Source organism: Paenibacillus spongiae (assembly GCF_024734895.1).
GTDB classification, from domain to species: domain Bacteria; phylum Bacillota; class Bacilli; order Paenibacillales; family Paenibacillaceae; genus Paenibacillus_Z; species Paenibacillus_Z spongiae.
In genome coordinates, this window is sequence record NZ_CP091430.1 from 6,214,917 (window position 1) to 6,237,682 (window position 22,766).

General features: G+C 47.6%; 19 protein-coding genes. 6 read left to right on the plus strand and 13 right to left on the minus strand.

Going from position 1 to position 22,766, the window contains the following annotated elements:
- Positions 1 to 330: 330 nt before the first annotated feature.
- Positions 331 to 777, plus strand: coding sequence for a HupE/UreJ family protein (locus L1F29_RS27975; protein ID WP_258385299.1), 447 nt, complete (start codon positions 331 to 333; stop codon positions 775 to 777).
- Positions 778 to 814: 37 nt separating this feature from the next.
- Here L1F29_RS27975 and L1F29_RS27980 read toward each other — a convergent pair whose 3' ends face one another.
- The 6 genes from L1F29_RS27980 to L1F29_RS28005 form a co-directional block, all read right to left on the minus strand.
- Entirely contained in the window at positions 815 to 1,324 is a 510-nt protein-coding gene (locus tag L1F29_RS27980; RefSeq protein WP_258385300.1) for a DUF2798 domain-containing protein, read from the minus strand.
- A 334-nt stretch (positions 1,325 to 1,658) separates the two neighbouring features.
- Positions 1,659 to 2,279, minus strand: coding sequence for a hypothetical protein (locus L1F29_RS27985; RefSeq protein ID WP_258385301.1), 621 nt, complete (start codon positions 2,277 to 2,279; stop codon positions 1,659 to 1,661).
- A 222-nt stretch (positions 2,280 to 2,501) separates the two neighbouring features.
- Positions 2,502 to 3,203 (minus strand): hypothetical protein, encoded by a 702-nt coding sequence (locus tag L1F29_RS27990; protein ID WP_258385302.1) that lies wholly within the window; start codon positions 3,201 to 3,203, stop codon positions 2,502 to 2,504.
- 16 nt (positions 3,204 to 3,219) lie between these two features.
- Positions 3,220 to 4,089, minus strand: a complete 870-nt coding sequence (locus L1F29_RS27995) for an SDR family oxidoreductase (protein WP_258385303.1) — start codon at positions 4,087 to 4,089, stop codon at positions 3,220 to 3,222.
- Positions 4,086 to 4,781, minus strand: a complete 696-nt coding sequence (locus tag L1F29_RS28000) for a hemerythrin domain-containing protein (RefSeq protein ID WP_258385304.1) — start codon at positions 4,779 to 4,781, stop codon at positions 4,086 to 4,088. Before L1F29_RS28000 ends, L1F29_RS27995 begins: the two co-directional genes overlap by 4 nt.
- A gap of 200 nt (positions 4,782 to 4,981) precedes the next feature.
- The gene (locus tag L1F29_RS28005) at positions 4,982 to 7,921 is read right to left on the minus strand and encodes a LuxR C-terminal-related transcriptional regulator (protein WP_258385305.1); all 2,940 of its coding nucleotides are present in this window, start codon (positions 7,919 to 7,921) and stop codon (positions 4,982 to 4,984) included.
- Between the two features lie 306 nt (positions 7,922 to 8,227).
- Between L1F29_RS28005 and L1F29_RS28010 the strand changes: the two genes are divergently transcribed.
- Positions 8,228 to 9,856, plus strand: coding sequence for a PEP-utilizing enzyme (locus L1F29_RS28010; protein ID WP_258385306.1), 1,629 nt, complete (start codon positions 8,228 to 8,230; stop codon positions 9,854 to 9,856).
- Positions 9,857 to 10,409: 553 nt separating this feature from the next.
- Positions 10,410 to 11,006: a hypothetical protein gene (locus L1F29_RS28015; protein ID WP_258385307.1), complete on the plus strand. Its 597-nt coding sequence runs from the start codon at positions 10,410 to 10,412 to the stop codon at positions 11,004 to 11,006.
- 148 nt (positions 11,007 to 11,154) lie between these two features.
- Here the strand turns inward: L1F29_RS28015 and L1F29_RS28020 are convergent, their stop codons facing one another.
- Complete coding sequence (locus L1F29_RS28020) at positions 11,155 to 11,790, minus strand: hypothetical protein (protein ID WP_258385308.1); 636 nt, start codon at positions 11,788 to 11,790, stop codon at positions 11,155 to 11,157.
- 567 nt (positions 11,791 to 12,357) lie between these two features.
- On the opposite strand from L1F29_RS28020, the gene L1F29_RS28025 reads away from it, so the two are divergent.
- From L1F29_RS28025 to L1F29_RS28035, 3 genes are all read left to right on the plus strand, one after another.
- Entirely contained in the window at positions 12,358 to 13,770 is a 1,413-nt protein-coding gene (locus L1F29_RS28025) for a hypothetical protein (protein WP_258385309.1), read from the plus strand.
- 90 nt (positions 13,771 to 13,860) lie between these two features.
- Positions 13,861 to 15,339 carry a CehA/McbA family metallohydrolase domain-containing protein gene (locus L1F29_RS28030; RefSeq protein ID WP_258385310.1) on the plus strand — a complete coding sequence of 493 codons (1,479 nt, stop codon included), beginning with the start codon at positions 13,861 to 13,863 and terminating at the stop codon, positions 15,337 to 15,339.
- Between the two features lie 95 nt (positions 15,340 to 15,434).
- Entirely contained in the window at positions 15,435 to 16,511 is a 1,077-nt protein-coding gene (locus L1F29_RS28035) for a HupE/UreJ family protein (protein ID WP_258385311.1), read from the plus strand.
- 9 nt (positions 16,512 to 16,520) lie between these two features.
- On the opposite strand, the gene L1F29_RS28040 is transcribed toward L1F29_RS28035, so the two are convergent.
- The 6 genes from L1F29_RS28040 to L1F29_RS28065 all read right to left on the minus strand — a co-directional run bounded on the left by L1F29_RS28040 (position 16,521) and on the right by L1F29_RS28065 (position 22,677).
- Complete coding sequence (locus L1F29_RS28040; protein ID WP_258385312.1) at positions 16,521 to 16,814, minus strand: RNA polymerase alpha subunit C-terminal domain-containing protein; 294 nt, start codon at positions 16,812 to 16,814, stop codon at positions 16,521 to 16,523.
- Positions 16,815 to 16,872: 58 nt separating this feature from the next.
- The gene (gene aac(2')-IIb, locus L1F29_RS28045; RefSeq protein ID WP_258385313.1) at positions 16,873 to 17,592 is read right to left on the minus strand and encodes a kasugamycin N-acetyltransferase AAC(2')-IIb; all 720 of its coding nucleotides are present in this window, start codon (positions 17,590 to 17,592) and stop codon (positions 16,873 to 16,875) included.
- A 198-nt stretch (positions 17,593 to 17,790) separates the two neighbouring features.
- A complete protein-coding gene (gene hcp, locus L1F29_RS28050) occupies positions 17,791 to 19,083 on the minus strand; it encodes a hydroxylamine reductase (RefSeq protein ID WP_258385314.1) in 1,293 nt (430 codons plus the stop codon).
- Positions 19,084 to 19,334: 251 nt separating this feature from the next.
- Positions 19,335 to 20,126: a lipid II flippase Amj family protein gene (locus tag L1F29_RS28055; RefSeq protein WP_258385315.1), complete on the minus strand. Its 792-nt coding sequence runs from the start codon at positions 20,124 to 20,126 to the stop codon at positions 19,335 to 19,337.
- A 390-nt stretch (positions 20,127 to 20,516) separates the two neighbouring features.
- Complete coding sequence (locus tag L1F29_RS28060; protein WP_258385316.1) at positions 20,517 to 21,449, minus strand: hypothetical protein; 933 nt, start codon at positions 21,447 to 21,449, stop codon at positions 20,517 to 20,519.
- 241 nt (positions 21,450 to 21,690) lie between these two features.
- Positions 21,691 to 22,677, minus strand: a complete 987-nt coding sequence (locus tag L1F29_RS28065; RefSeq protein ID WP_258385317.1) for a phosphotransferase enzyme family protein — start codon at positions 22,675 to 22,677, stop codon at positions 21,691 to 21,693.
- Between the last annotated feature and the right edge of the window lie 89 nt (positions 22,678 to 22,766).

Below are 22,766 nucleotides of genomic sequence, written 5' to 3' on the forward strand. Positions count from 1 at the left end.
AGGCGGCCGTTTTGATTTTCGGCGTATCTCCTTTTTGAAACCCGTATAATCCTTTATGGCCCGCTCGTTGGCGCTCATACTTTTAAAAAGATAGTAGGTGCAGCCGTACAGACCCCCCCATTACATATTACTTCACAAGGGACTCCATATCCTGGCTAAGGTAAATATGGAAGAAAAGCAACAGGAGTTTATCTTTACGTATGAAGTGAGAGAACTGAGCCTAGGCGAGATGAGTTTTCTTACCAAAGCAAAGCAGTTTCTTTCGTTAGGATTAGAGCATATCTTCACGGGTTATGATCTTATCCTATTCGTTATCAGTTTAATGGAGCCATGACAATTCGTCATATCCTTTCCTTGGTCACTGCTTTCACGATCGCTCATAGCGTTACGCTTGCGCTAGCAACGTTAGAAATCATTCAATTGCCTGGGAAATTAGTTGAATCTGCGATCGCGTTAAGCATTATTTATGTTGCGCTTAAAAACATTTTCCAACCCGATACCAAACATAGACCTTGGATAGCCTTTGCTTTTGGCTTGATTCATGGCTTCGGTTTTGCGGGCATCCTATCGGAGTTGAATCTCGGTGGCGGTCATCTGGCCACGTCATTGCTATTCTTTAACCTGGGCATTGAATTAGGCCAAATCCTGATCGTATCGCTCTGCTTCCCGATTATTCTATTAATTAAAAAACGACTGGCATTAAAATGGGTGCTGCCGAGTGTATCCACAGCCGTTTTGCTATTTGGATTCGTATGGTTTATACAAAGGGCCTTTTAGCCAAGGCGAATTCATGTGTCTCCGCGAGGGAACTGAATCATTTCGAAGGAATGGAATACTCCAGCTTAACTTCCTTCATTGTCTTGCCTTTAACGAATTTCTTAAATAAGTACCGAACAAGCGGTCCCACAACTAGAAGCTGCAGCGGGAAAGCAAAAATAAAGTTTTTGAATACTAAAGATAAGTAGCTGTCAAGCAACGAGTCACTCATCAGGCTGTTCGAAAAGTAAGCTGTCCCCAATCCATAAAGGGACATGCAGAGAACCATTCCGCTCACCATACAAAATGCAAGGGACAGAATCACTAATCCCTTCTTCGATTTGTCATAAGGCAAAGATAAAGCGATTTTCTTAGCCACAGGACCGACAACAAATAATTCCAATAAGGAAGCCGTAATAAAGACCAGAACAAGTTGACTGAGTATTCCTGTCAAAGATATCGAGCCAATCAAGCCGTTCGTAATTAAATTATAAAATGTCATGAATACGACCATCCCGGAGCACATCATTAACCCAAAATAAACATTTTCTTTCTTCGTAGTTGGCAATTTCCATCATCCTTTCTACCTTTGTAATTATAGAGATCGCGGAAATTCCTCATAAGTGACAAGTCTGTGAACATTTTACGATGAATGTTTTCACTGTTTCATTTGCCCCGGTCAATCGGCAAGCAGGCTGCCCGTTTTTGCAGCCCGCGGGCGACCCCGGCCACCATGTCATCCTCGCCCCCGCCCAAGCGGGCGGAGGTTTCCTTGCCGGCTCGCCGTCGCCATTTCCGGGACGTAAATCGAGTTATGAATACAAAAAAAGAGGCTGGGAATTCCCTGCCTCCTTTAGCTCTGCTTTTCGTTGATATTATGTTATTAGACAGAGAGCTTAAGTTCAACCCGGACAGCCATAAGGGGGTTTAGGCAAGCCTAAACGGTCTAGAGTGCCGCATATCGTACTTTGCCAGTAAGCCAGCTGGTCATCCAGATCTTTCGCCGAATGCTGTTGAATGATTTCGACGTAGGCTGTAGCTGCTGCAACTTGCGGTTCGAAGGACCAGGACCAGTAATCCGTCCGATCGTAACGGCCGATCCATTGTCCGTCTACGCCGAATTTTTGTAAATCGGTTACGCCGATGACGGCTCCGTCCGCCGTTCTCAGCAAAAGGAAGACGCCGCCGGTAAATCCGGTTAATTTGACGTTGTTTTTCGTTCGGGTTACGACATCAAGCTGGCCGGCAAGTGCTCCCGAGCGCTGCAGCGTGGCCCGTGTATACATGTAACGCCCGCCATTGGAGCTTTGCCAGGTAGACTCTGCGGATAAAGAAGGAATGGTTTGGATCGTGGATGAAGATGAAGTGCTCCCACCCGTGCTTCCTCCTGTTCCACCATTATAACCGCCGCCATCGACCGGATCTTCCGACATCCGCGCAGAGACCGACATAGCAGGAACAGCAGCGAGCAGGGTAAAAGCGGCAAGCATAAACGTTAACAATAAACCTTTCCATCTTTTCATCATAGAACCCTCCGTATAATTGATTTCTTGTGGTTGCAACCCTCTATCATTATTGAATATAAATCGTCATCCAAAAAGTACCATTTTTCTATAGTACCGGTGCAGGTATCGTTTATGCTTTCAGTGGTTAACTCGCTGAACCATGTGCAAACACCCCCGGCGAATAATCGCCAAGGGTGCATTTGTATCGTTCATATCATAAACGGCCTGCCGCTAACCCTATTACTTAATCTTTTGCTGTTCCTCTTCCGTAATGAAATAAGCGTGGATATCATAATGCGGCACTTCAAACCCTTCATGCCCGGTTGCTTGAAATTCAATATCGAGCTGAACTACGGACGGCGACGGAACGCCTTTCATCCCCGCCAAGTTGGCGTGATCTGTTCCATTTACAAAATCCTCCTGCGCGATCATATACTCCAGGAAAACCAGTTTGCCGTTGTAGACGCCATAAATCGGACCCGTCGGCAAATCGCCTGCCTGCGGGTTGGACCAGTGTTCTCCCATGGCTGGAACGACCGGAGTAATCTGAACCGAGCCCTTCGGCAATGCAAGCACGTATACTTCCTCTTGCTCCTGATCCCAGGCGACGCTTTGCGCATGGACGGCTTTAGCAAGCTCCCGTACCCATGCCGTCGCTTCGCCCTGATGCCACCGAATATCGGTTATCGTTTGCCCGTTGAACGCAATCGATCGACGATCCTTGCTGACGGTTGCCTCCAAATCAAACAGCTTCGCAAATTGCGCTGCGGACACATAAGCTTTCCCATCCCAGCGATGATTGGCTGCGGATTGAACCTGTACGCCGTTAATCAGAACCGTCAGTCCATGCGGCTTGGAATGCCCCGCATGCGCACTTGCGACGGTTCCTCCCAATAGCATCATAAACATGAGTACGAGCAGCATTGCACCTTTCTTCTTCATCGTTCTTTTCCTCCCTTTATTTATCATATTTCCATCCGGCAATCGTTTCGGCTACAAAAGCGTCGAAGGAACGCGGTTCACGCAGCAGCAGTTCCTTCTGGCGCACGAAATCTTGCTCCGTCCCCAAACATCCATATTGCTGGAAGCTTTTATACATGACCCGATAATCGTTGGCAAGCCAATCCGGCATCGTCATTGCCGCCTGTCGGTACCATGCACCCAGATCGTCACCGAAGTACCGGATATCCGCACCCGTATGGCGGCTGTACGTTTCAGCGATCGCTTCCCCCGTCAGAACCTCGGGCCCGTTAAGCGGATATTCCCCGCCTTCAAATCCTGTCAATAGAAGCGCGTTAGCCGCGGCATGGGCGATATCCCCTACATCGACACGGTGGAGACCAACTGGACCGAGCGGTTGAGGGTACACCCTATTCTGTAGAATGGCGTCCCGGAACCAGTAATCGTTTTGAAAAAAGTTGTTCGGGCGCAAAATCGTGTAAGCCATCCCGGATCGCTTGATCGCGTCTTCAATCCCAATTTTGCTTTTGATATGAGGAATGTGCAGCATATGTTCCATCATCGGCACAGATAAAAATACGATTTTGCGGACGCCCGCTTTTTTGACCGCGGTAACGGCCTCGATCCCTTGACTTGTTTCGTTTTGAGCCATACTGGTCAAAAGAAATACGGCATCCAGTTGATCGAATGCCCCTTCCAGGCTGTCCGGAGCTTCCAAATCGCCGCGAAACCATTCCGCTTCCGAATACCTGCCCTGATGTTTTTCCGGATCCCGGGCAAGGATACGGACGAATGCATTGCGCTCCTCCAGCTCCCGTACTAAACGGCTTCCCACCGTCCCCGTACCGCCGATTACGCCGATTTTCATAAGCTCACCCCATCCGCCTCGACTTCCTCCAATGCGGCCTTGAGCCGATTCCAGCTCATCGCGTCCAGTCGCGATTCCGCCAATCCGAGCACGCCCGCATAGGCTTCCTTCGGCGCATACAGCTTCATTTCGCCGATCATTTCTACCCTTTCCTCGTGACTGATCGCGGGAATGATATAGTGCATAAATATGGCCATCGTTTGGGGAGGAATGGACGAACGGATATTTTGCGAGAGCATCTTTAGCTCTTCATCCGACAAATGCTCCCACAATGCCGTCATACCGGGTCCCTCTTCGCGCTGAAGGTGAATCAAGTAATCGGCAGTGAATCGATTCAGCGCTTTGCCGACCTGATACCAGGCGTTCCGGCGTCCTACGGGGCCTTGCATGTTGAGCTCCAGTTGGTCAACCAGCACGGTCAGCTTGCCCAGTCCCAGCTCCAATCCGCTATGCTCTTCCTCCAATTGGAGCAAAGTGTCGGGGGCGTATTTGTTGTAGGATTCATTCAGATGGGCATCCTCGTCTCGCGAGTGGGCCTCCAGAATGACAACGACTCGGCGAAATTCCTCGACGAATGCAAGCACTTTTTCGTCGTCCGAACAATTGGCCGACCCGGCTTGATAGCATAAACTGCTTAATGCCAGCCGGATCCCTTTGTGAACCTGGGCGTACAGATCAAAACGATGAAACATGTTCAGCGCTCCTTTGATATGAGAATGTAAGAATCATTCGATTACATGAATAAAATTATCAAATCCGCCGCTCGAGTCCTATCGAGTAAATAACGTATTCTTGCCGAGAAGAATTACGTATTCTCTTCCTCCCCGCCCCCGCAATATACGTAAAAAACCGCTAACCTCCCACAGACGCGGGCGATTAGCGGTTTCTATCGTTACAATTCCATCAAATATTTAACCAGCGAAGCTCTGGAGTTGATGCCGAGACGCCGGTATATTTTCTCTAGATGCGTGCTTACGGTACGCGGACTAATGATCAGCGCTTCCGCAATTTCATTGTTGGATAATCCTTCGGCAACGAGCCGGGCTACTTCCATCTCTCGTTTGCTCAACTCCGTTTCCTTCCTGTTTGCGCTCGCCGCGGCAGGCTTAGGCAAAGGAAACCCTAGTTTCTTCATCAACGCTTGGGTCGCCGTCAAATCATGTTCCGAGTCAAGACTCTCGAATATTTCCATGCATTGGAGCAAGCGTTGTTTGGCTTCATTCGGGTCGGAGTCGATAAGCAGGCCCGCGTAAAAAAGCAAGGAACGACCGTAATCAAGCGGCATGTTTAACCGTTTAAAATTGTTGGCCGCTTCTGAGATATAAAGCAAAGAAGCTTTCCTGTTTCCTGAAGCAGCTTCAATCTTGCTGCATAACCGCCGTCCAAGCGCCCATGTGAACAAATTACCTTCCTTCTTGGCGGCAAGAAGCTCTTCAGCCGTTAGCAAGGCTCCTGTCCGATTGCCTGCAGCTAACTGAATTTCTCCCCATAGAGCCAGATTTAACCAAGGCAATGCAACGTAATAGGGCCGCGTCCGATTCATAGAGGCATAATAATCCGCCGCCCTTCCCGTACCCAAAGCAATCAGCATTTCGATCGGGGCCAGCATATCCATGATGTGGCCATCCTTCGTAGGAACGGCAGGAATCGAAACTCTCATTTCATCAAGGCAACGCTGGGCATCCGCGTATTGTCCCATCCAAGCATATACGCTCCCTTTCGTAATATGAGCGTACATGAGCGGCCTGCCTACGTCGATCCTTCGCGCTTTCGACATGCTCAAATCAACCTTGGGCAAGGCCTCCTTCCAGTGACCGCTTAACAGATCGGCTTGGACCTGTATCCAATAGCTGCTGATTTCGTACTCAATGACACGTATTCGCTTGGCGGCCTCAAGAGCCCTCTGCGAATACATTTTGCTTAATTCATGCTGACCGCAAAACGCAAAATTGATGGCGCTAAGAAAGCAGCCGCGAAAAAGCGTTTCGTCTTCCGCCCCGGTCTTGACCAGATCTTCGATCAGCCGCTGAACCTTCTCGGGTTCGTAATTTTCCTTATATACGCAGGAGGTCCAATAATCGATTTCGGCCACTTTGGCTTGTACGGCGGCTTGGGGGGTTCCGATCAGCTTGTGCACGGCTTGAATTTCTTCGTATACGTCGCAATACTCCTTCGGTCGTTTAAGCCGGCTTAAAAAAACCAGGCCCTTATGCAAAAGTTCATAACGCACTTCAAGGGAATCCGGTTGGCTTCGGGCGATTGCCAAGCCGTTCTCCAAATGCTGTACGGACTGCTCAATATGACCGGACTCCCAAAAAATGACCGATAATAAACCGTGGAGCCGCGCAATTTCCAGCGGAAAATCATATTGTTCGTAAGCGCTTATCGCCTCCAGACAATACCTCAGAGCCTCGCTTCGCTCACCCAGCATGCTGTGGACGACCCCTAAGTGCTTCAGGAGCCCGGGAACGCGGTTATCCTCCACAATCGTTTTATTGTGATGAAGGAGCCGAAATGCCGACTTATAATATTTCGCGGCCGATGCATAGGCGTACACATGAAATGCCCTATCCGCTTCCTTGAGAAAAACATCCAGGGTTCGCTCAGGGTCGGCATCAGGTCCGGCGCCATAATATAAATGCGCCAAATATTCCACATCTTCACAGCCGCTCTCTTCCAGCGCTTCAATGAACGACCGATACGCGCGCCGGCGAAACATGATCGGAAACTCTTCGATCACGACCTCCTTCATCAGCGCATGATAAATACCGTAGCAGACTTCCATTTGCTCGATTTCTTCATACATCAGTCCCGAAGCTTTCAGCCTGTGGATGGCGGTCAAAAAATCATCTTCATCCATTTGCGTGAGTCGGTGCAAAATTCGATGAGATACCGTCCCTTTAGCTATGCTTGCATAGAGGAGGACCTTCTGGTCTTCGGATTGGATCCTTTGAATACGATCCTTCATCAGCTCTTTCATTCGATAAGGAATCGTTTCGATGGAGTGCCCTGATAATATCCAGACTCCCCCCCGCTTCGATAACATGCCTGTTTCGTGCAAAGAATGAATCAATTCATCGATAAACAAAGGCACGCCTTCCGAATGCTTCATCACGACAGGAATAACGCCGTCCGGCAACGGGGCACCCAGCCTATCCGTCAGCAGACGGGTAACGCCATGTTCACTCAGACGGGATAAATGGAATTGTTGAAAACAGTCCTCTTTGCGCAAAGATTGGATTAACCCTTTTACATGATCGTTAACAGCCAGTTCTAACGTATCGATCGTGAACGCAAGAATCAACGGAAAGCTGTTCATCCCGCGGCTCAAATAATGGAGAAAATCAATGGTGGCAGGATCGGCGAAATGCAGATCCTCCTGAATAATGACTAGCGGTTGTCCTTCCGCCATCCGTTCCACAAGACAAGCCAACGATTCAAACAGTCGTGTTTTCTCCAATGCCGGATCCCCCACCTTGGGCGGATCGGGAAGCTGCAAACGGCGGAACAGCTTCCCCAAGTCCGGTAGATCCTTCGTCCATGCGGCCACTTTATCTGGATCTGCACCCCGAAAATGCTGTTGAATCATTTCGATTATCGGCGTGTAGGCCGTATCCTTCGCGACCGAGTAGGAACGGCCAAGCAGAACTTGGCATTGGTGCTCACCAGCCCTATACATGATTTCTTGGGAAAGCCGCGTTTTCCCGATACCGGGTTCCCCCATAATGGCAACGATAGCACCTATACCGTCAGTCAGATTGGCTATGATTGAAAGAATCTGGTTTACGTACTTCTCCCTCTCAACCATCGGCGCTTGTTTTAACGTCATCATTTAACAATCCTTCCCTGAGGAGGAATAATTCCTTTTATTTTCCTGGTTATTATATTCTCTGAATGGCGGTATTTTCCTGTACCCGTGTTTAAATACGTAAATCACCTGATAGCTGAACGAACGGAATTCACGTAAAATGACCATAAGCAAGCATTCTCGTGAAGGAGTGTTTCACTTGGGAGCAGGCAGGATCGTCTCGCTATCGGAAGAAAGCGCCGAGGCATTGATCTCGAGTTGGCCTTGCGGGAGGAGCAGCTTTATATGCTGCAAGCAAGGCGAATTTCGATGTAAAAGGAGAGAGCCCTCATGACGGACTTATCCGACTTTAAGAAAAGCTTGATACTCAGTGACAACGACAAGAAACTAGGATATTGGATGCTGGATGATACCCATTTCCCGAAACCGCTGACTCCCCTGTTTATCTCCTTGATGATGCCGGCCGTGACGATCGGGACCAAAAGGGCCTTCGAAACGATGAAATTGCCGATCGCTCAATTTATCGTGAAATCGGATCATGGCTATTATTATCAGTTGATGCCTCCCCATCCGGAGCCGTTAGAAGAAAGAATGCCCAAGCATAAGAAAAAAATGGAGGAGCTGTTCCCCCGGATCAAATCCTATATGGAGCGCACTGTAGATGACTTCTTAATGCCGTTTTACAAAAAGCTGTCCGAACGCTCCGCCGTCCCTTTATCGACGAACGAAGCCCTGGACTATATAAAGGAACTGCAGCAATTTTATGAGAAAACATGGCAATACCATTTTGAAATTTCGATACCTCGAACCTCTCTGGCCGTTGCATTGGAAGAGCTTTACGGACAAGTGACCGGTGCCAAAGATACCGCGGAGGTCTATGATTATCTGCAGGGAATCATGAATATGTCCCTTGAGACCGACCGCGGGTTGTGGCAGTTAGCCAATCAGGTGAAATCTTCCGCATGGCTGCGCTCCATTCTTGCGACATCTGCAAATCCCCTCGAAACGCTGCAGCATACCGCAGAGGGCAGAGTTTTTCTGAAGGATCTGCGGGATTTTTTGAACATCTATGGCCACCGCACCGCCGCCACCCATGAGTATAAGGAAGAAACCTGGTTTGAGAATCCGTCTTATGCGTTATCCCTTATTGCAAATTATGTACAAAAGGAGTATGACTTCGATGTCGCATTCATGCAAGTCGTCGCTGAACGCGAAGCCAAGGTAAAGGAGCTGTTCGATCGTCTTCCCGACAGCGAGCCGGCAAACCGGTTTAAAATCATGTATCAATGGGCTTTCGACTGCTGGGGAGCGGATGAGGATCATCATTTCTATATCGATGCCATGATCGCCGCCAAATCGCGTTACTTCTTCAAAAATGTAGGGCGAACCTTGGTTCGGCAGCAGGTTTTTGCCTGCGAAGAGGATATTTTTTATTTGTATCTTGACGATGTATTGGAGGTCTTGCAACAGCCTAAGCCTCTCCATGAAGTTGTCGAGAACAATAAAAGAACATGCAAAGAAAACATGAGCAGAAAACCGGAACCATTCTTTGGCATCCCGCCCATTAGTCCAACTCCCGACCCGGTCATTGAACGTATTTTTGGATGGCCGCATGCACAAGACGCCAAAGAGGAACAAGCGAAATCCTTCAAGGGAAACGCCGCTTCCAAGGGTAGCTATACCGGAACGGTTAAGATCATAAGCGGGCAAGAGGACTTCGCAAAGCTAACGAAAGGCGATATCCTCGTTTGCAAAACGATGACGCCGCCTTGGACGGTTTTATTTTCGATCGCCGGCGCCCTCGTTACCGATGCTGGCGGAATTTTGTCCCATGCCAGCATCGTTGCCAAGGAATATAAGCTTCCAGCCGTAGTCGGAACGAAGGTCGCCACATCCATGCTGCAAGATGGGGACCGGATCACGGTAGACGGAACAAACGGAGTTGTTTACATGGGCTAACCGAATATTCCAATAACGGTTATTGTTTTCGCGAAAGGGACTGTTTCCTGAAGGAAACAGTCCTTTATCGTCCGATTGGTCCGGGTAAATGGCGTTCGTTCCTCAACCTGCATGCATTTATTGTTGTTTCGTTTGATACGTAAGCGATACGGAAGAGAGCTGACTGTCATCCGTTGTCATGCTGATCATAACCGTGGTGTACACAGATAAGGAACTATCGAATAAATTACGTATTCCTTCCATTCGAGTTACGTATTTTTACGAGGGCGCTTTTCGGCATATCGCCTAAAAAGGGGGACTCCACCAGCTTTTTTCGATCAGTTCTTCGCGCTTTTCTGTTTTCAGTTAACGATATCGACATCATTGAGGAAGCGTCGTGGGAGGAAGCGGTCAAGAAGACTGGTACCGTTTAGCTTAAAGACACTACCTATACCGGTACTATAAATATTTGGTACTTTTTGGATGGCGCTATTCAATACATAATGATGGAGGGTTGCAACCACAAGAAATCAATTATTGGGAGGGTTTTATGATGAGAACATGAAAAGGTTTATTGTTAACGTTTATGCTGGCCGCTTTTACCCTGCTCGCTGCTGTTCCTGCTATGTCGGTCTCTGCGCGGATGTCGGAAGATCCGGTCGATGGCGGAGGTTATAATGGAGGAACAGGAGGAAGCACGGGCGGGAGCACTTCACCTTCATCCTCTGTCCAAACCATTCCTTCTTTATCCGCAGAGTCTACCTGGCAAAGCTCCAATGGCGGACGTTACATGTATACACGGGCCACGCTGCAGCGCTCGGGAGCACTTGCCGGCCAGCTTGATGTTGTTACCCGAACGAAAAACAACGTCAAATTAACCGGATTTACCGGCGGTGTCTTCCTTCTGCTGCGAACGGCGGACGGAGCCGTCATCGGTGTAACCGATCAGCAAAAATTCGGCGTAGACGGACAATGGATCGGCCGTTACGATCGGACGGATTATTGGTCCTGGTCCTTCGATCCGCAAGTCGCAGCAGCTACAGCCTACATCGAAATCATTCAACAGCATTCTGCGAAAGATCTGGATGATCAGCTGGCTTACTGGCAAAGCACGGTATGCGGCAACTTAGACCGCCTAGGCTTGCCTAAACCCCCTTATGGCTGTGGCTAATCAATAGAATGCTAAATAGTTTCAATCTCATCTTCAAATAACTTAAACCTATTAGAAAAAGGCAGCCGAATCCCCGGTTGCCTTTCCAACTGTTTATTAACCTGTCGTGCCCACTAGCTTAACAAATCACTACGCCCATTAAGGAGTATTACTTACGTTTTGCCGCGAGTTTGCGGCGGACGACGTCCGGTTTCGCAAGCTTCATTTTAGCGGAAATGATTTTATTAAGTCTTTGTACCATTTGCGGATTATTCTTCAATCGATTTCGATTTCTGCGGGCGTTCATTGCATTTTCCATAACCAGCTTGCTTCGTCTCGCTACAGAACATTGAGCCGTGTTAATGATCGGATTTCTTGCGGGAACGAATCTATTCATTAGATTTCGAGGATCATTGCTGTGTATATCTCCAGGGTTCGAAGGGTCATCCGTTGTAAAAATGATCCTATTGTTGCGAGTCACAAAGCGGCCGAATAAGGCATGCCCGGCTTCATGCGGAAATATATAGGTATTGAAGGCTCCGCCCGCCAACGCAACTTGCCCGTACAATTCGTAATCGGTAACGCTCTGGAAATTTCGAAAGAAGGCTCCGCCCTGACCGAGGGCAAAACCGTCGGCAAAGTTATTTTCGCTTATATAAACGACATAGATGGCTGTAGCATTGTTTGTCGCCCTTCTGGCAGCATTCACCAAATTGCTGATTCTTGGATCGTCAAAGCTGCTAACCGTACGAGCGTCTATTGTTACATTCGGTTGATAAAACCGTCTCAAGAAAACAAAATTCAAGCCGCAAGCAACTCCCGGAAAAAAGCCTCTTCCCCAAGCTTGGTTTGCCCGGGCGATATCGTCATTGAATCTTGCGGCGCGTTGGGCTCTCGTTGCGCTTGACACTGCGCCGTTTGTGAAAATGCCGACGACAGGAACCGTAAAAGACATTCTCAACATCTCCTTTTGAAGGATTTGGTTTCACTTTACAGGAAATGCGGCTTGCGGCCGATTGGCGACGAATACGGGCGCTGCCGGCACGCAATGCGTTCGGGGAGCACCGACCTTCTGGGGGTAAACATCCTGGCTCTTTTTTATTTTAGTTGAGAAAAAAGACGGCCGATGCCCGGCCGCCTTTCCAACGATTCATTAAGCTCACTTTATCCGCCAGCGTAACAAGACGAGATTGTCCGATTGAATAGTAAAACCCGCATTTGATGCGGGTTTTTATACTTTTCATAGGTTATGTAATCTATTAGTAATTACAATAACTATACATGTATTTGATAGATATTTAACAGAGTAATGCTAGTTTTAACCAAGGCTTACATCTTATTTAAGCCAAAATAATTAAAGGAGATGAATAATGTGAAAATGAGTAAGTTGGCTGCGGCGTTGAGTTTATCGGTTCTGATGAGTTCTGTTCCTGTAGCCTTGGTGACGGCAGAATCCATTCCTTCGGTTCTTTCGGAGAAAAAGCAATCAGAGAAAACATTCACCGTGTCCTCTGCAGGAGAAGCGCTTCTCGACTTGACGGCGACGGCCCACGGAGTCGGCTGGGACATGGAGGATAAGGAATCCGCGGTCATTACCTTGACCGTGGACGGCAAGTACAACCAGGATATCGTGCTCTTTATGGGGCAGCGAAAATTTACTTATCAAGTATCTCTCGGTTACATGGAACCGGGCGTACATACGCTGAGTGCCGCCTTTAATCGGGACAAGTCTCCTGTGGGCGCTACAAAGGTTCATATTCAAAAAATGGAGACGACAATTGTGTCAACGGATTCGGAAGATGCGCTGGCCTATCGGTTCTCACCTATTCTATATGGACGCAATTTGACTCTTCAGCCTAACTTTTACGAGAATAATCATTCCGATGTGCCGCTTCTGATGTATCATACCCTATCCAAAAATACAAACGGGAATCTAACCATTGAGTATACGATTATTTGCTCGAATGAGGATGGAGGAACAAATACGCCTGCGCTAATGGCGCGGTGGGGTCGTACGACGGATATCGAATGGATTTACCGGGTAACCCTCGATTCCAATCACAATATCGTTTCAGAGAAATACCAGTCTCCCGGACACGGAACGGTCGATTTTGACGGTCTGAAGGAGCAAGATCATCCGCTCATGTATATCTCCACAAGCAATAATAACTTCACCGCCGTGAAGCCGGGAACGCCGACGACCGGATACCGCTTCTTCCTCAACCCTTCGCAGAAGCTTCCCGCTAACCGGACAAGGGAATATATGATGGATACAAATCCATGGATCTATCAAATCATGGCCCAAGAAATGATCCGTGAAGGAAAGCTTGAACCGCTCCCGAACCCCGATACGAAGGAAGTATCCGATCAGCGAAACTATCTGTTCGTGGAGTTTAATAAATCGACTTCTCCCGTGAACGGTTCGGTTGGCATCGGCACCGCAATCGGCGTGAAGCTGAAAGGGGATCCGATGCTGTACGTGTCCAATCACAATGTTCCCGATTGGTCAATTACGCGGGATAACCCTGCGGCGACCACCGTGGAGCTTCCCGCAGGAACAACGGTCGATGCGATCGAGAGCATTCAAGCGATGGCTATCCCATTTGATAATAATCCGAATGATCCCGTATCCCCGCCGACGGATTACCAAATCACCATTAAAGACGTCAACCGCGCATTCATGCTGGATCGCGACTACCTGCCGCAAGCATCACTCATGGAATGGCACGGTACGCAAATCTTAACGCCTGGTCAGCCCCATGCAATACTATGGACCGCTTCATAATCGCTAATTCCAGGTTTATACAACCCGTCTCGCGCCTGGTGGAATGTGATCGTCCAATAGTTTAATTAAAATCAGAGGAGTTGTGCGATTTTGAAATTAAATAGGAAAGCGATTCCCTTGTTAGCGGTATCGTTACTTACCACTGCAGCTTTAGCCTCGCAAAGTTTTGATTTGGGGTTAACAGCGCCAACAGCGCAAGCAAAATCGATGAAAAAGGAAGCTTCTTGGCTTGCTGGCGACCATCATGTTCATAGCGAATGGAGCGTCGGTTGGGACAACTCCACCAATCCGCCAACTGCAATTAGAGGTGGAGATGCGATTTATCCGATTACGAAGAATGCTCAGATGGCAAAGCAATACGGTCTGGATTGGATGGTTTCCACCGACCACGGCGGTCCGAACCATTCTAAAGTGAACCTAGAACAAGCATATCCCGAAGTGCTCAAAGCTCGTGAAGCTGTTCCAGACCTCACATTGTTCTATGGCATGGAATTTGATACGCCCGCAGCCGATCATAGCTCGCTAATCATTCCAAAGTCAAAAGACGAATCACAAACGCTATATAATATTGAAAGTAAATTTAACAAACGCGATCCTCATCCTTCCGATCCACAGCGGGATACGGAAGCCAACATGATTGATGCGCTGAACTACATGAAAAATTTAGTAGAGCCTCCCGTTCTTTTTGCTAACCATCCAGCCCGTTCAGCTAATGGAGAAGCGGCTTGGGGACAAGATACGCCGCAAGAGTTCCGTAATTGGAACGATACAGCACCGAACGTATCTGTAGGTATGGAAGGGGCGCCCGGTCATCAAGCCGGTGCGATCAATCCAGACGGTTCCCTGGATCCAAAGGGAGCCCGTGGCGGCTATGGAAACTTCGCAACCATGGGCGGATTTGATCAGATGAGCGCTAAGGTCGGCGGCCTTTGGGATTCCATGTTGGGCGAAGGAAGACATTGGTGGATTACTTCTACTTCGGATTCGCACAGGAATTGGCGTGATGGCGGCAGCGACTTCTGGCCTGGGGAGTATTCCAAGACTTATGTGAAGGCGGAAAACACGTACGCGGACATACTGGATGGCTTGCGCAAAGGCCGTGTGTTTGTCACGACGGGTGCTCTTGTAACCGAATTGGACGTTACGGCGAAATCCAAGGGGAATAACGCGTCCATTGGAGAAACGTTAGCGATCAAGGACAATGGTAAAAGCGATGTAACGGTTACAATCACATTCAAAGACCCGAACGCTAACAATAGCCATGGCGATAACCCGAGCGTGAAACGAGTAGATTTGATCATGGGTGAAATCACAGGTAAAGTCGAAGACCGTTCTACGGCTTTCAACCCGACAACAAAAGTCGTGGCTAGGTTCGACGAGAACACTTGGAAGCAAAAAGGCGAGTATATCACCATCACGTATAAACTTAATCATGTGGACAAGGACAGCTACATACGCGTTCGCGGTACCAATACCGATGAACTTGAACCAAGCCTTGATCCAAAAGGAGAAGATCCATGGACCGATCTTTGGTTCTATTCCAACCCGATCTTCATGAAATTGAAGTAAGTTTACAACCATAGTACATGGCTGGACGAGGAGTCATGCGCCAAGGGTGCTCCTCGTCTTTCCATTCGGATCAACCAAAGGATGTGTTGATAGAAGTGAAATTAAAATGGACATTCCTTCTTCTTGGTCTCTTGCTGCTAGTCTCTTCGTCTGCTGCCCATGCGCACAGCAATAACAGTGAAGGTTTTTCTACGATTGATGTTCAAGACCAAACGATCCATTATCGTCTTCAACTCGATATGGTGGAGTTAAGCCATGCTGCGGGGTTCAAAGTGGATGAGCGACAAACGGACAACGTCGAGGCATTACAACAAGCCCTTACCGTTAACAAGGAATTACTTCAAGAATATTTGAATACGCATATTCACATTTACGCAGACAGTATACCCGTAGAAGGAACCATAAATGAAGCTTTGATCGCCCAGGTGAAAGATCGTCCATTTGCAGATCTTTCCCTTTCCTATTCCGCTCGTGAAAAACCAGAGAACTTGATCTTGGAATACAACGCATTCTTCGATGATAGCGATCCTAGTCATGCGAACATGGCTAAGGTAAATATGGAAGAAAATCAACAGGAGTTTATCTTTACGTATGAAGTTAGAGAACTGAGCCTAGGCGAGATGAGTTTTCTTACCAAAGCAAAGCAGTTTCTTTCGTTAGGATTAGAGCATATCTTCACGGGTTATGATCATATCCTATTCGTTATCAGCTTACTCATTGGAGCCATGACAATCCGTCATATCCTTTCCTTGGTCACGGCATTCACGATCGCTCATAGCGTTACGCTTGCGCTAGCAACGTTAGAAATCATTCAATTGCCTGGGAAATTAGTTGAATCTGCGATCGCTTTAAGCATTATCTACGTTGCGCTTAAAAACATTTTCCAACCCGATACCAAACATAGACCTTGGATAGCCTTTGCTTTTGGCTTGATTCATGGATTCGGTTTCGCGGGCATCTTATCGGAGTTGAATCTCGGTGGCGGTCATCTGGCCACGTCATTGTTATTCTTCAACCTGGGCATTGAATTAGGCCAGATCCTGATCGTATCGCTCTGCTTCCCGATTATTCTTTTAATTAAAAAACGTCTGGCATTAAAGTGGTTGCTGCCGAGTGTATCCACAGCCGTTTTGCTATTTGGGTTCGTATGGTTTATACAAAGAGCCTTTTAGCGCAGGTGTTTAGTTTTTGAAGGATAACCCCTTTTCCTTCAAGGCAGTCCTAAGTTTAGGTAAAGAAGCTGGTCCCATACCGTGAAGCTTCAAAATTTCTTTTTCACTAAATTTTGAGAGCAGCTGCAATGAAGTGATTCCATTGTGCTCCAATGCTCGTCTTGCCGGCGCCGAGAGTAGCGAAAGAAATCCGTCGTCAGGTTTGCGTTCTTGCTCGCAGATCGGGCAGGAAGGACAATCGCTGCTTTTATAGTATTGGTGTCCGCTGCTGCAAGTTCTTAAACTTTTTTCTGAAGCTGCCATTTCTGCATAGCTCCTTTTCATAAGAGTTTTCAATTTTCTACATTCTTCAGGACGCTTATCAAGTGACCGTGAAATTGACTCCGTAAAAGGACAGGGCTGATTTTCTTGCCACACGCTGAGAAGCAAGATTCTCACTAAAAGTGCTATATAACGGAAATTTTCCTATCTCCCGCACCGCCATTGCCCATCCGGCTACAACAGCGGCGGCATATCCTCTTCCACGAAACTGGTCCAAGGTTTCAAGCCCTGCTTCATGTGCCTTGGTAGTGATGCGAACGCTGCGGCAGATCGAGACAGCCCGGCTTTCGCGTACGAGCGCTATACAGGGCTGCGCGAAGTCGATTTCGGAGATCAACCATTCGAAACCGCCGCGCAGCACTTCATCCATATTTTCACGGGTGATCTTGACCACCTGCATGGTCGGAACCGCTTCTTCAGGAACAAGAAAACAAGGACCCATCGTGTACCGTTCCCCTTGGAGCAGATTCATATATGCCTCAATATGTTTCGGCTTCGTCTGGAAATCCTTCACGATCGGTTCGTCAGCACACAATTTCTCCAGTTGGCTAATAAGCCTCTCCGGGACATCGTGCCGAAACCGGCAGAGAGCCGTTCCCTCGGTTGTCCTTCCCAAGAAAAACCGGGGCGCAGAGGCCTCTCCCGGCCAAGGCTCGTTTATCGTGCGAAGCCGCCTATTCTGGTCATGCGTAAACAGCGCCTCAACATGGAACTCCATCAGCTTATGGGCAGTTGGTATGATTTCTTCATGCTCTCTCATGCTTACGTCCCTCCAATCCACTCCAATGAACGACTATCGTTGTTTGTCATATCAATAATATCAAAATATCAATCTGATGAACCGAGAATATTTAATCATAATCGAATGTTCCAGCCCGTTGAAACAGAATCCCCCTGTTCCGGCAGCACGCAGTTGCCGGAACAGGGGGATTATCGTCTATACAGCATAATAATCAGATTAGTGCAGCGAGAGCATCTCCGCCATGTCCTCTTGCGCATCGCCGATCAATTTCAGGCCGAACTTTTCGACGAGTACGTTCAAGACACCTTCATTTATGAACTCCGGTGCCTTCGGGCCGATCCGGATATCCTGAATTCCAAGGCTGAACAGACCTAATAATATGGCAACGGCCTTCTGTTCGAACCAGGACAGCACGATGCTGACCGGCAGTTCGTTGACACTGCAGCCGAAGGCATCGGCGAGTGCCAGCGCGATTTTGACCGTAGAACCGGAGTTGTTGCACTGGCCCAAATCGATGTACCGCGGGATACCCGTGCCGTCAACCGTACCGTAATCCACATCATTAAAGCGGAACTTACCGCAGGACGTCGTCAGGATTACCGTATCGTTCGGAAGCGATGTCGCCAGCTCCCGGTAATAATCGCCGCCCTTGCCCGGAGCGTCGCAGCCGGCGATGACGAAGAAGCGCTTGATCAGGCCGTCTTGGACCGCTTGAATGATTTCCGGGGCAAGCCCGATGACGGTCTCGTGATGATAGCCGGTGGTGAGCACCTGCTCGGAGTCGATATCCGCCTCCGGCAGTTCGAGTGCCCGCTCGATCAGCGGCGAGAAATCCTCGCCGACGATTTTCGTGACGTTCTCAAGTCCGGCTACTTCATAGGAGAAGAATCGATCCGCATACGTGCCCCGGATCGGCATAACGCAGTTGGTTGTCGCCAGGATCGCCCCCGGGAACTGCTCGAACAGCCGGCGCTGGTCGTACCAGGCTTTCCCGATGTTTCCTTTCAAGTGTGCATATTGCTTCAGCTTCGGATACCCGTGGGCCGGCAGCATTTCGGAGTGGGTATAGATATGGATGCCCTTGCCTTCCGTCTGCTTCAGCAGCTCTTCCAGTGCAAACAGATTGTGCCCCGTTACGACGATGCATTTGCCTTCGACCTTATTCTGCGGCACCGTAACCGGCTGCGGAATACCGAAGTGCGTCGTATGCGCACGGTCGAGCACATCCATGATCCGCACCGCAGCATTGCCGACCTTCATGGCCATATCCAGGTGCTCCTGCAAATTGAAATTGGAGTTGGTCAATGTCAGGTAGAGTGCTTCATGCGTTATTCGATCAACTTCCGGGTCGGAATAGCCAAGCTGTCTGGCGTGCGTCGCATAAGCGGCAATTCCCTTCAATGCAAAAATAATCGTATCCTGCAGGCTTGCGATCGTCTCATCTTTTCCGCATACCCCGATAATCTTGCAGCCGCCCCTCGGCGTTTGTTCGCACTGATAACAAAACATGATCCATCCCCCATTCGTTGATTCGCTTTTGTTCGCTTACAACGATTAGCTTATCAGAATCGGGAGGCGGCTTATGTGATGATTCTCACACTTATCAGGTGTTTTCTATAAGACCATAGTGAACGCCCATAGGGTCGATAATAAACGCCAGTTTGACGTTTCCGAAATCCATCACTTCTTGAATCGCCTTGCCGCCATGTTCTACAGCTTTCGCAATCGATTCATCGATGGAGTCGGTCTATTCTCCCCCTTCATCCTACCACCCATTTAATCCAGTAAGCAGCCGGCACCAGTAATACCTGAGCAAGAACCGTTCCTAATAACCGCGAAATCATTAACATTCCAAAAATCTTATGAAGTACAGCGATCTCTTGTTCTCCTCTAAGCACTTTATCGGTCATTAAACCAATTCGTGGATCAATGATTATAGTCAGTAATATTGTCGCGATTCCATTGATTAATCCAGAAGATTGTGATGCGGCAATTGAATGATCCATGGTTAATGTTGAAGCAAGCAGCGCGGCCAACACGCCAATTGTATAAATTGCCGTCACCAAACAATTAAGAACAACTAACTTTGTTGGAATGCCTCCAGTCCTCAATCGTGACAACATCGTGAATGTTGGAAAGCGCAAATGATACCGTACGTTCTGTAATTGTTGAGTGGAAACCGAAGAACGGACCAACTGGGGTATGGAACCAGCCACTTCAAAATGGGATATGACCCTAGAAGAAAGCAAAACAGCTGACGGGAACAACAATAATGCTGCACATGTTCCCATGGTCGCTGCACCAATAATAACTCGTAGCTGATCAATTAGATTATAGTCTGCATGATGTTTGGCGAAGTCTATGATTTTGCCGGTAAGCGGTGCCTGTACCATATTCGCTGTTCTTGAAATCAGGAGTATGATTCCCGACAAGGATAACGCAACCGCCAACTTCCCCAAACGAACTCCTGCTGAGCGAAGGGAATAAGTAAGCGTCTCTGCAAGATGAATAACGAAAGTAAACAGTGAAACAAGCATGACTTGCTCGATCACAAAGCGCACCTCACTCGTTTAGTAATAACCGTGTATATTTTCTAACTCAAAGATGCCTGAAAAACACTTATGCCTAATTATAGAGAGGTTAGACATGTCCAAAAAGAGAAAAAAGCATCTTAGCTTTTTCCAGTTTTAGTCATGAGCTTCTGTTGAAACGGTCGCTCTCCTTTTGAGTTCAACATAAAAAATGCTGCCCTGGAGAGTTTCTCCATGAGCAGCATTTCTCGAATACTACATACTAATCTGTTCGCGTAATATGCAATGGGCTAATCGATTTACAAAGTTAATCCATTCATTTTATGGGCGTGTCAAAACAATCAGATTCAACTACATGGGTTGATATGTCAATCCTATATGGAGTTTGATTAGGTATAAATCTGCACGTGGTTAAATCAGTCGATCCAAGCCGATTGCGCTGATTAATAGCCGCTCTTTCTTGTTTCCTAGCATTTTTTGTGTCCAATCTACAAAACCGCCATCACCAATGTAATACTCCTTGCCTTCTATAACAGTCTTTAAGGTGAATTGCAGTCCTTTGTAATACTGGTTTTCCTTGTTTGGCTCACCTGTACTTATCGATACATTCGTGGAGTGCTCATGCCCGCATTTTATAATCCGTGAGAACAGTCCGGCCGTGTCTTTGTAACCGTCACGTTCACTACATATTAACTCGATCTCAGACCCGAAAAGAGTTTTGAAAATGCTTTGGTAAACCGCTATATGTTCCCAAAAAGATTGTTTCTCGAAGCTGTAGGACCCTTTGTCTATTCCTGAAGTCACCATACCGAACAAATGGAAATGCGGCAGCATCCCTGGCGTATCTCCAAAGAATTGCGCACGGACATGTCTATGAGTCGTACAGAAACGAATGAAATCTTCTCTCTTATCCTCATTGGTCTTAATGAAATCACTGATATGCAATGCTAAGAGATTCGTTGCATCCGATACAACTTCCGTTCCTCTTAGTGCGGATATGACCTTATTTTGATCAACTGTACCCACTACAGAGGCACAGCCCAGAGGTGCGACCGGCGACAATTGAATTGGAGAAACGCCATGATTCAATGCCACCTTCAGGACATCCATTTCCAGTTGTTTTAGCTGAAGCGGATCTACCTTTGCCGGGTGTACAAAACGGTTTTCTCTGTATCTTTTCAGAAGGTCACCCGGAGAAGACTGATTAATCTTTTCATTAAACAATTTCAAGAGAAGCGTATTTAAATCGCTACCCGAGATCTGTTCTGCCAGGAGAGTTAGCAAATCAGGTTTCCCCAGTTTGTTCAATACTCTTTCAAGCTCTGCTGAAAGGATACGGTCCAAAGCATTCACCCTCCTTCGGAGAAAAGGCTGCCACCCAGCAACCCTTTCGTGTTCAAATATTTACTCGCAGGTGGCCTTATTTGTCATACGGTAGTGATAGAGCAATCTTCTTCGCCACTGGACCGACAATAAATAATTCCAATAAGGAAGCCGTAGTAAAGACCAGAATAAGTTGAATGAGTATTCCTTCTAATAATATGGTGCCGCCGCGGCAGATCCTTCTGCTGTTTCATTGCATTGGTTACATTCGAATGTCACAGCCGTCAAAGGGCCGACCATTCTGAATAATTCTAACGGCATTGATAACAGCGCTTTGCTGAAGTACGGACAAATTATTTTCATCACCATCCCAGCTGGAGAGCCACCAAAAATAGGAACATAGATTTCGATAATCCATGAACATTGGAATTTGTTGAATCCAGTAACGATCAAGATGATTTTGTTTGAAATAGCCTTCCAGAAAATCATTCAGGAATGATTGAGCAAACTCATTTTTGGATTCACGGTCGTCATTGGGCGCCCCCCACCAAACGGCGTGGGCTGCCGCAATTGCAATATCTAATGAAAACCAACCATACATGCTATCGTCAAAATCGAAAACCGTAATAGCACCGTCTTGGATATGAAAATTATAGGGATGAAAATCATTATGGATCAACCCATACGAGTGTCTATCCCTAGGAAGAGCTTCAATAGTACTCTCAAGAGATCTTAATTTTTCTAAGAGCAGGCGATAATGGCCTTGCTGTAGATACGGATTTTCGATTTCCCACTTGCTCCATCCGTCCCTCTTGGCAGCGATATCTGAAGGTTTATATGATTTAGAAAGCAGGTGCATCCTGCCCATGACCTCTCCCCACTTTTTGAATATAGCCGGGCCCCACAACTGTGGATCGTTCTTGTCAAAAAACCTCCCCGGTGCCATATGAAAGGCTGTTGTAATGCAGCATTTGTCTTCCCCGTTATAAACTGCTGTTAGTTGATTATCAATTGTTCTAATTGGCAATGATGCGGATACCCCGTTCTTAACCAAATCGTGCATCCAATCCACTTCTGCTCTTATTTTTTCTACATATGCTACAGGCTTCTCAGTTAATCGTAATATATAGTCTTGGTTATTCATAGAAAAGCGATATACCTCGTTGCATGAGTTACTAATAAACACCAGGGTCTTAACATCAAATCCAAAGGATTCTGCAGCTCTGGACAATACTTCCTGACTTGCCATCTTTGGAACCTCCGCCTTCCAGTGTTTCCCGGCCGGGATAGCATAACTCTACAGGATTTGACAAAAAAGATATAGACTTATCTTTTTCT

Excerpts from the sequence above, each read along its gene's own strand:
- L1F29_RS27975 (WP_258385299.1), top strand. The coding sequence starts at position 331 with ATGACAATTCGTCATATCCTTTCCTTGGTCACTGCTTTCACGATCGCT.
- L1F29_RS27985 (WP_258385301.1), bottom strand. The coding sequence starts at position 2,279 with ATGAAAAGATGGAAAGGTTTATTGTTAACGTTTATGCTTGCCGCTTTT.
- L1F29_RS27990 (WP_258385302.1), bottom strand. The coding sequence starts at position 3,203 with ATGAAGAAGAAAGGTGCAATGCTGCTCGTACTCATGTTTATGATGCTA.
- L1F29_RS27995 (WP_258385303.1), bottom strand. The coding sequence starts at position 4,089 with ATGAAAATCGGCGTAATCGGCGGTACGGGGACGGTGGGAAGCCGTTTA.
- L1F29_RS28000 (WP_258385304.1), bottom strand. The coding sequence starts at position 4,781 with ATGTTTCATCGTTTTGATCTGTACGCCCAGGTTCACAAAGGGATCCGG.
- L1F29_RS28005 (WP_258385305.1), bottom strand. The coding sequence starts at position 7,921 with ATGATGACGTTAAAACAAGCGCCGATGGTTGAGAGGGAGAAGTACGTA.
- L1F29_RS28010 (WP_258385306.1), top strand. The coding sequence starts at position 8,228 with ATGACGGACTTATCCGACTTTAAGAAAAGCTTGATACTCAGTGACAAC.
- L1F29_RS28040 (WP_258385312.1), bottom strand. The coding sequence starts at position 16,814 with ATGGCAGCTTCAGAAAAAAGTTTAAGAACTTGCAGCAGCGGACACCAA.
- hcp (WP_258385314.1), bottom strand. The coding sequence starts at position 19,083 with ATGTTTTGTTATCAGTGCGAACAAACGCCGAGGGGCGGCTGCAAGATT.
- L1F29_RS28065 (WP_258385317.1), bottom strand. The coding sequence starts at position 22,677 with ATGGCAAGTCAGGAAGTATTGTCCAGAGCTGCAGAATCCTTTGGATTT.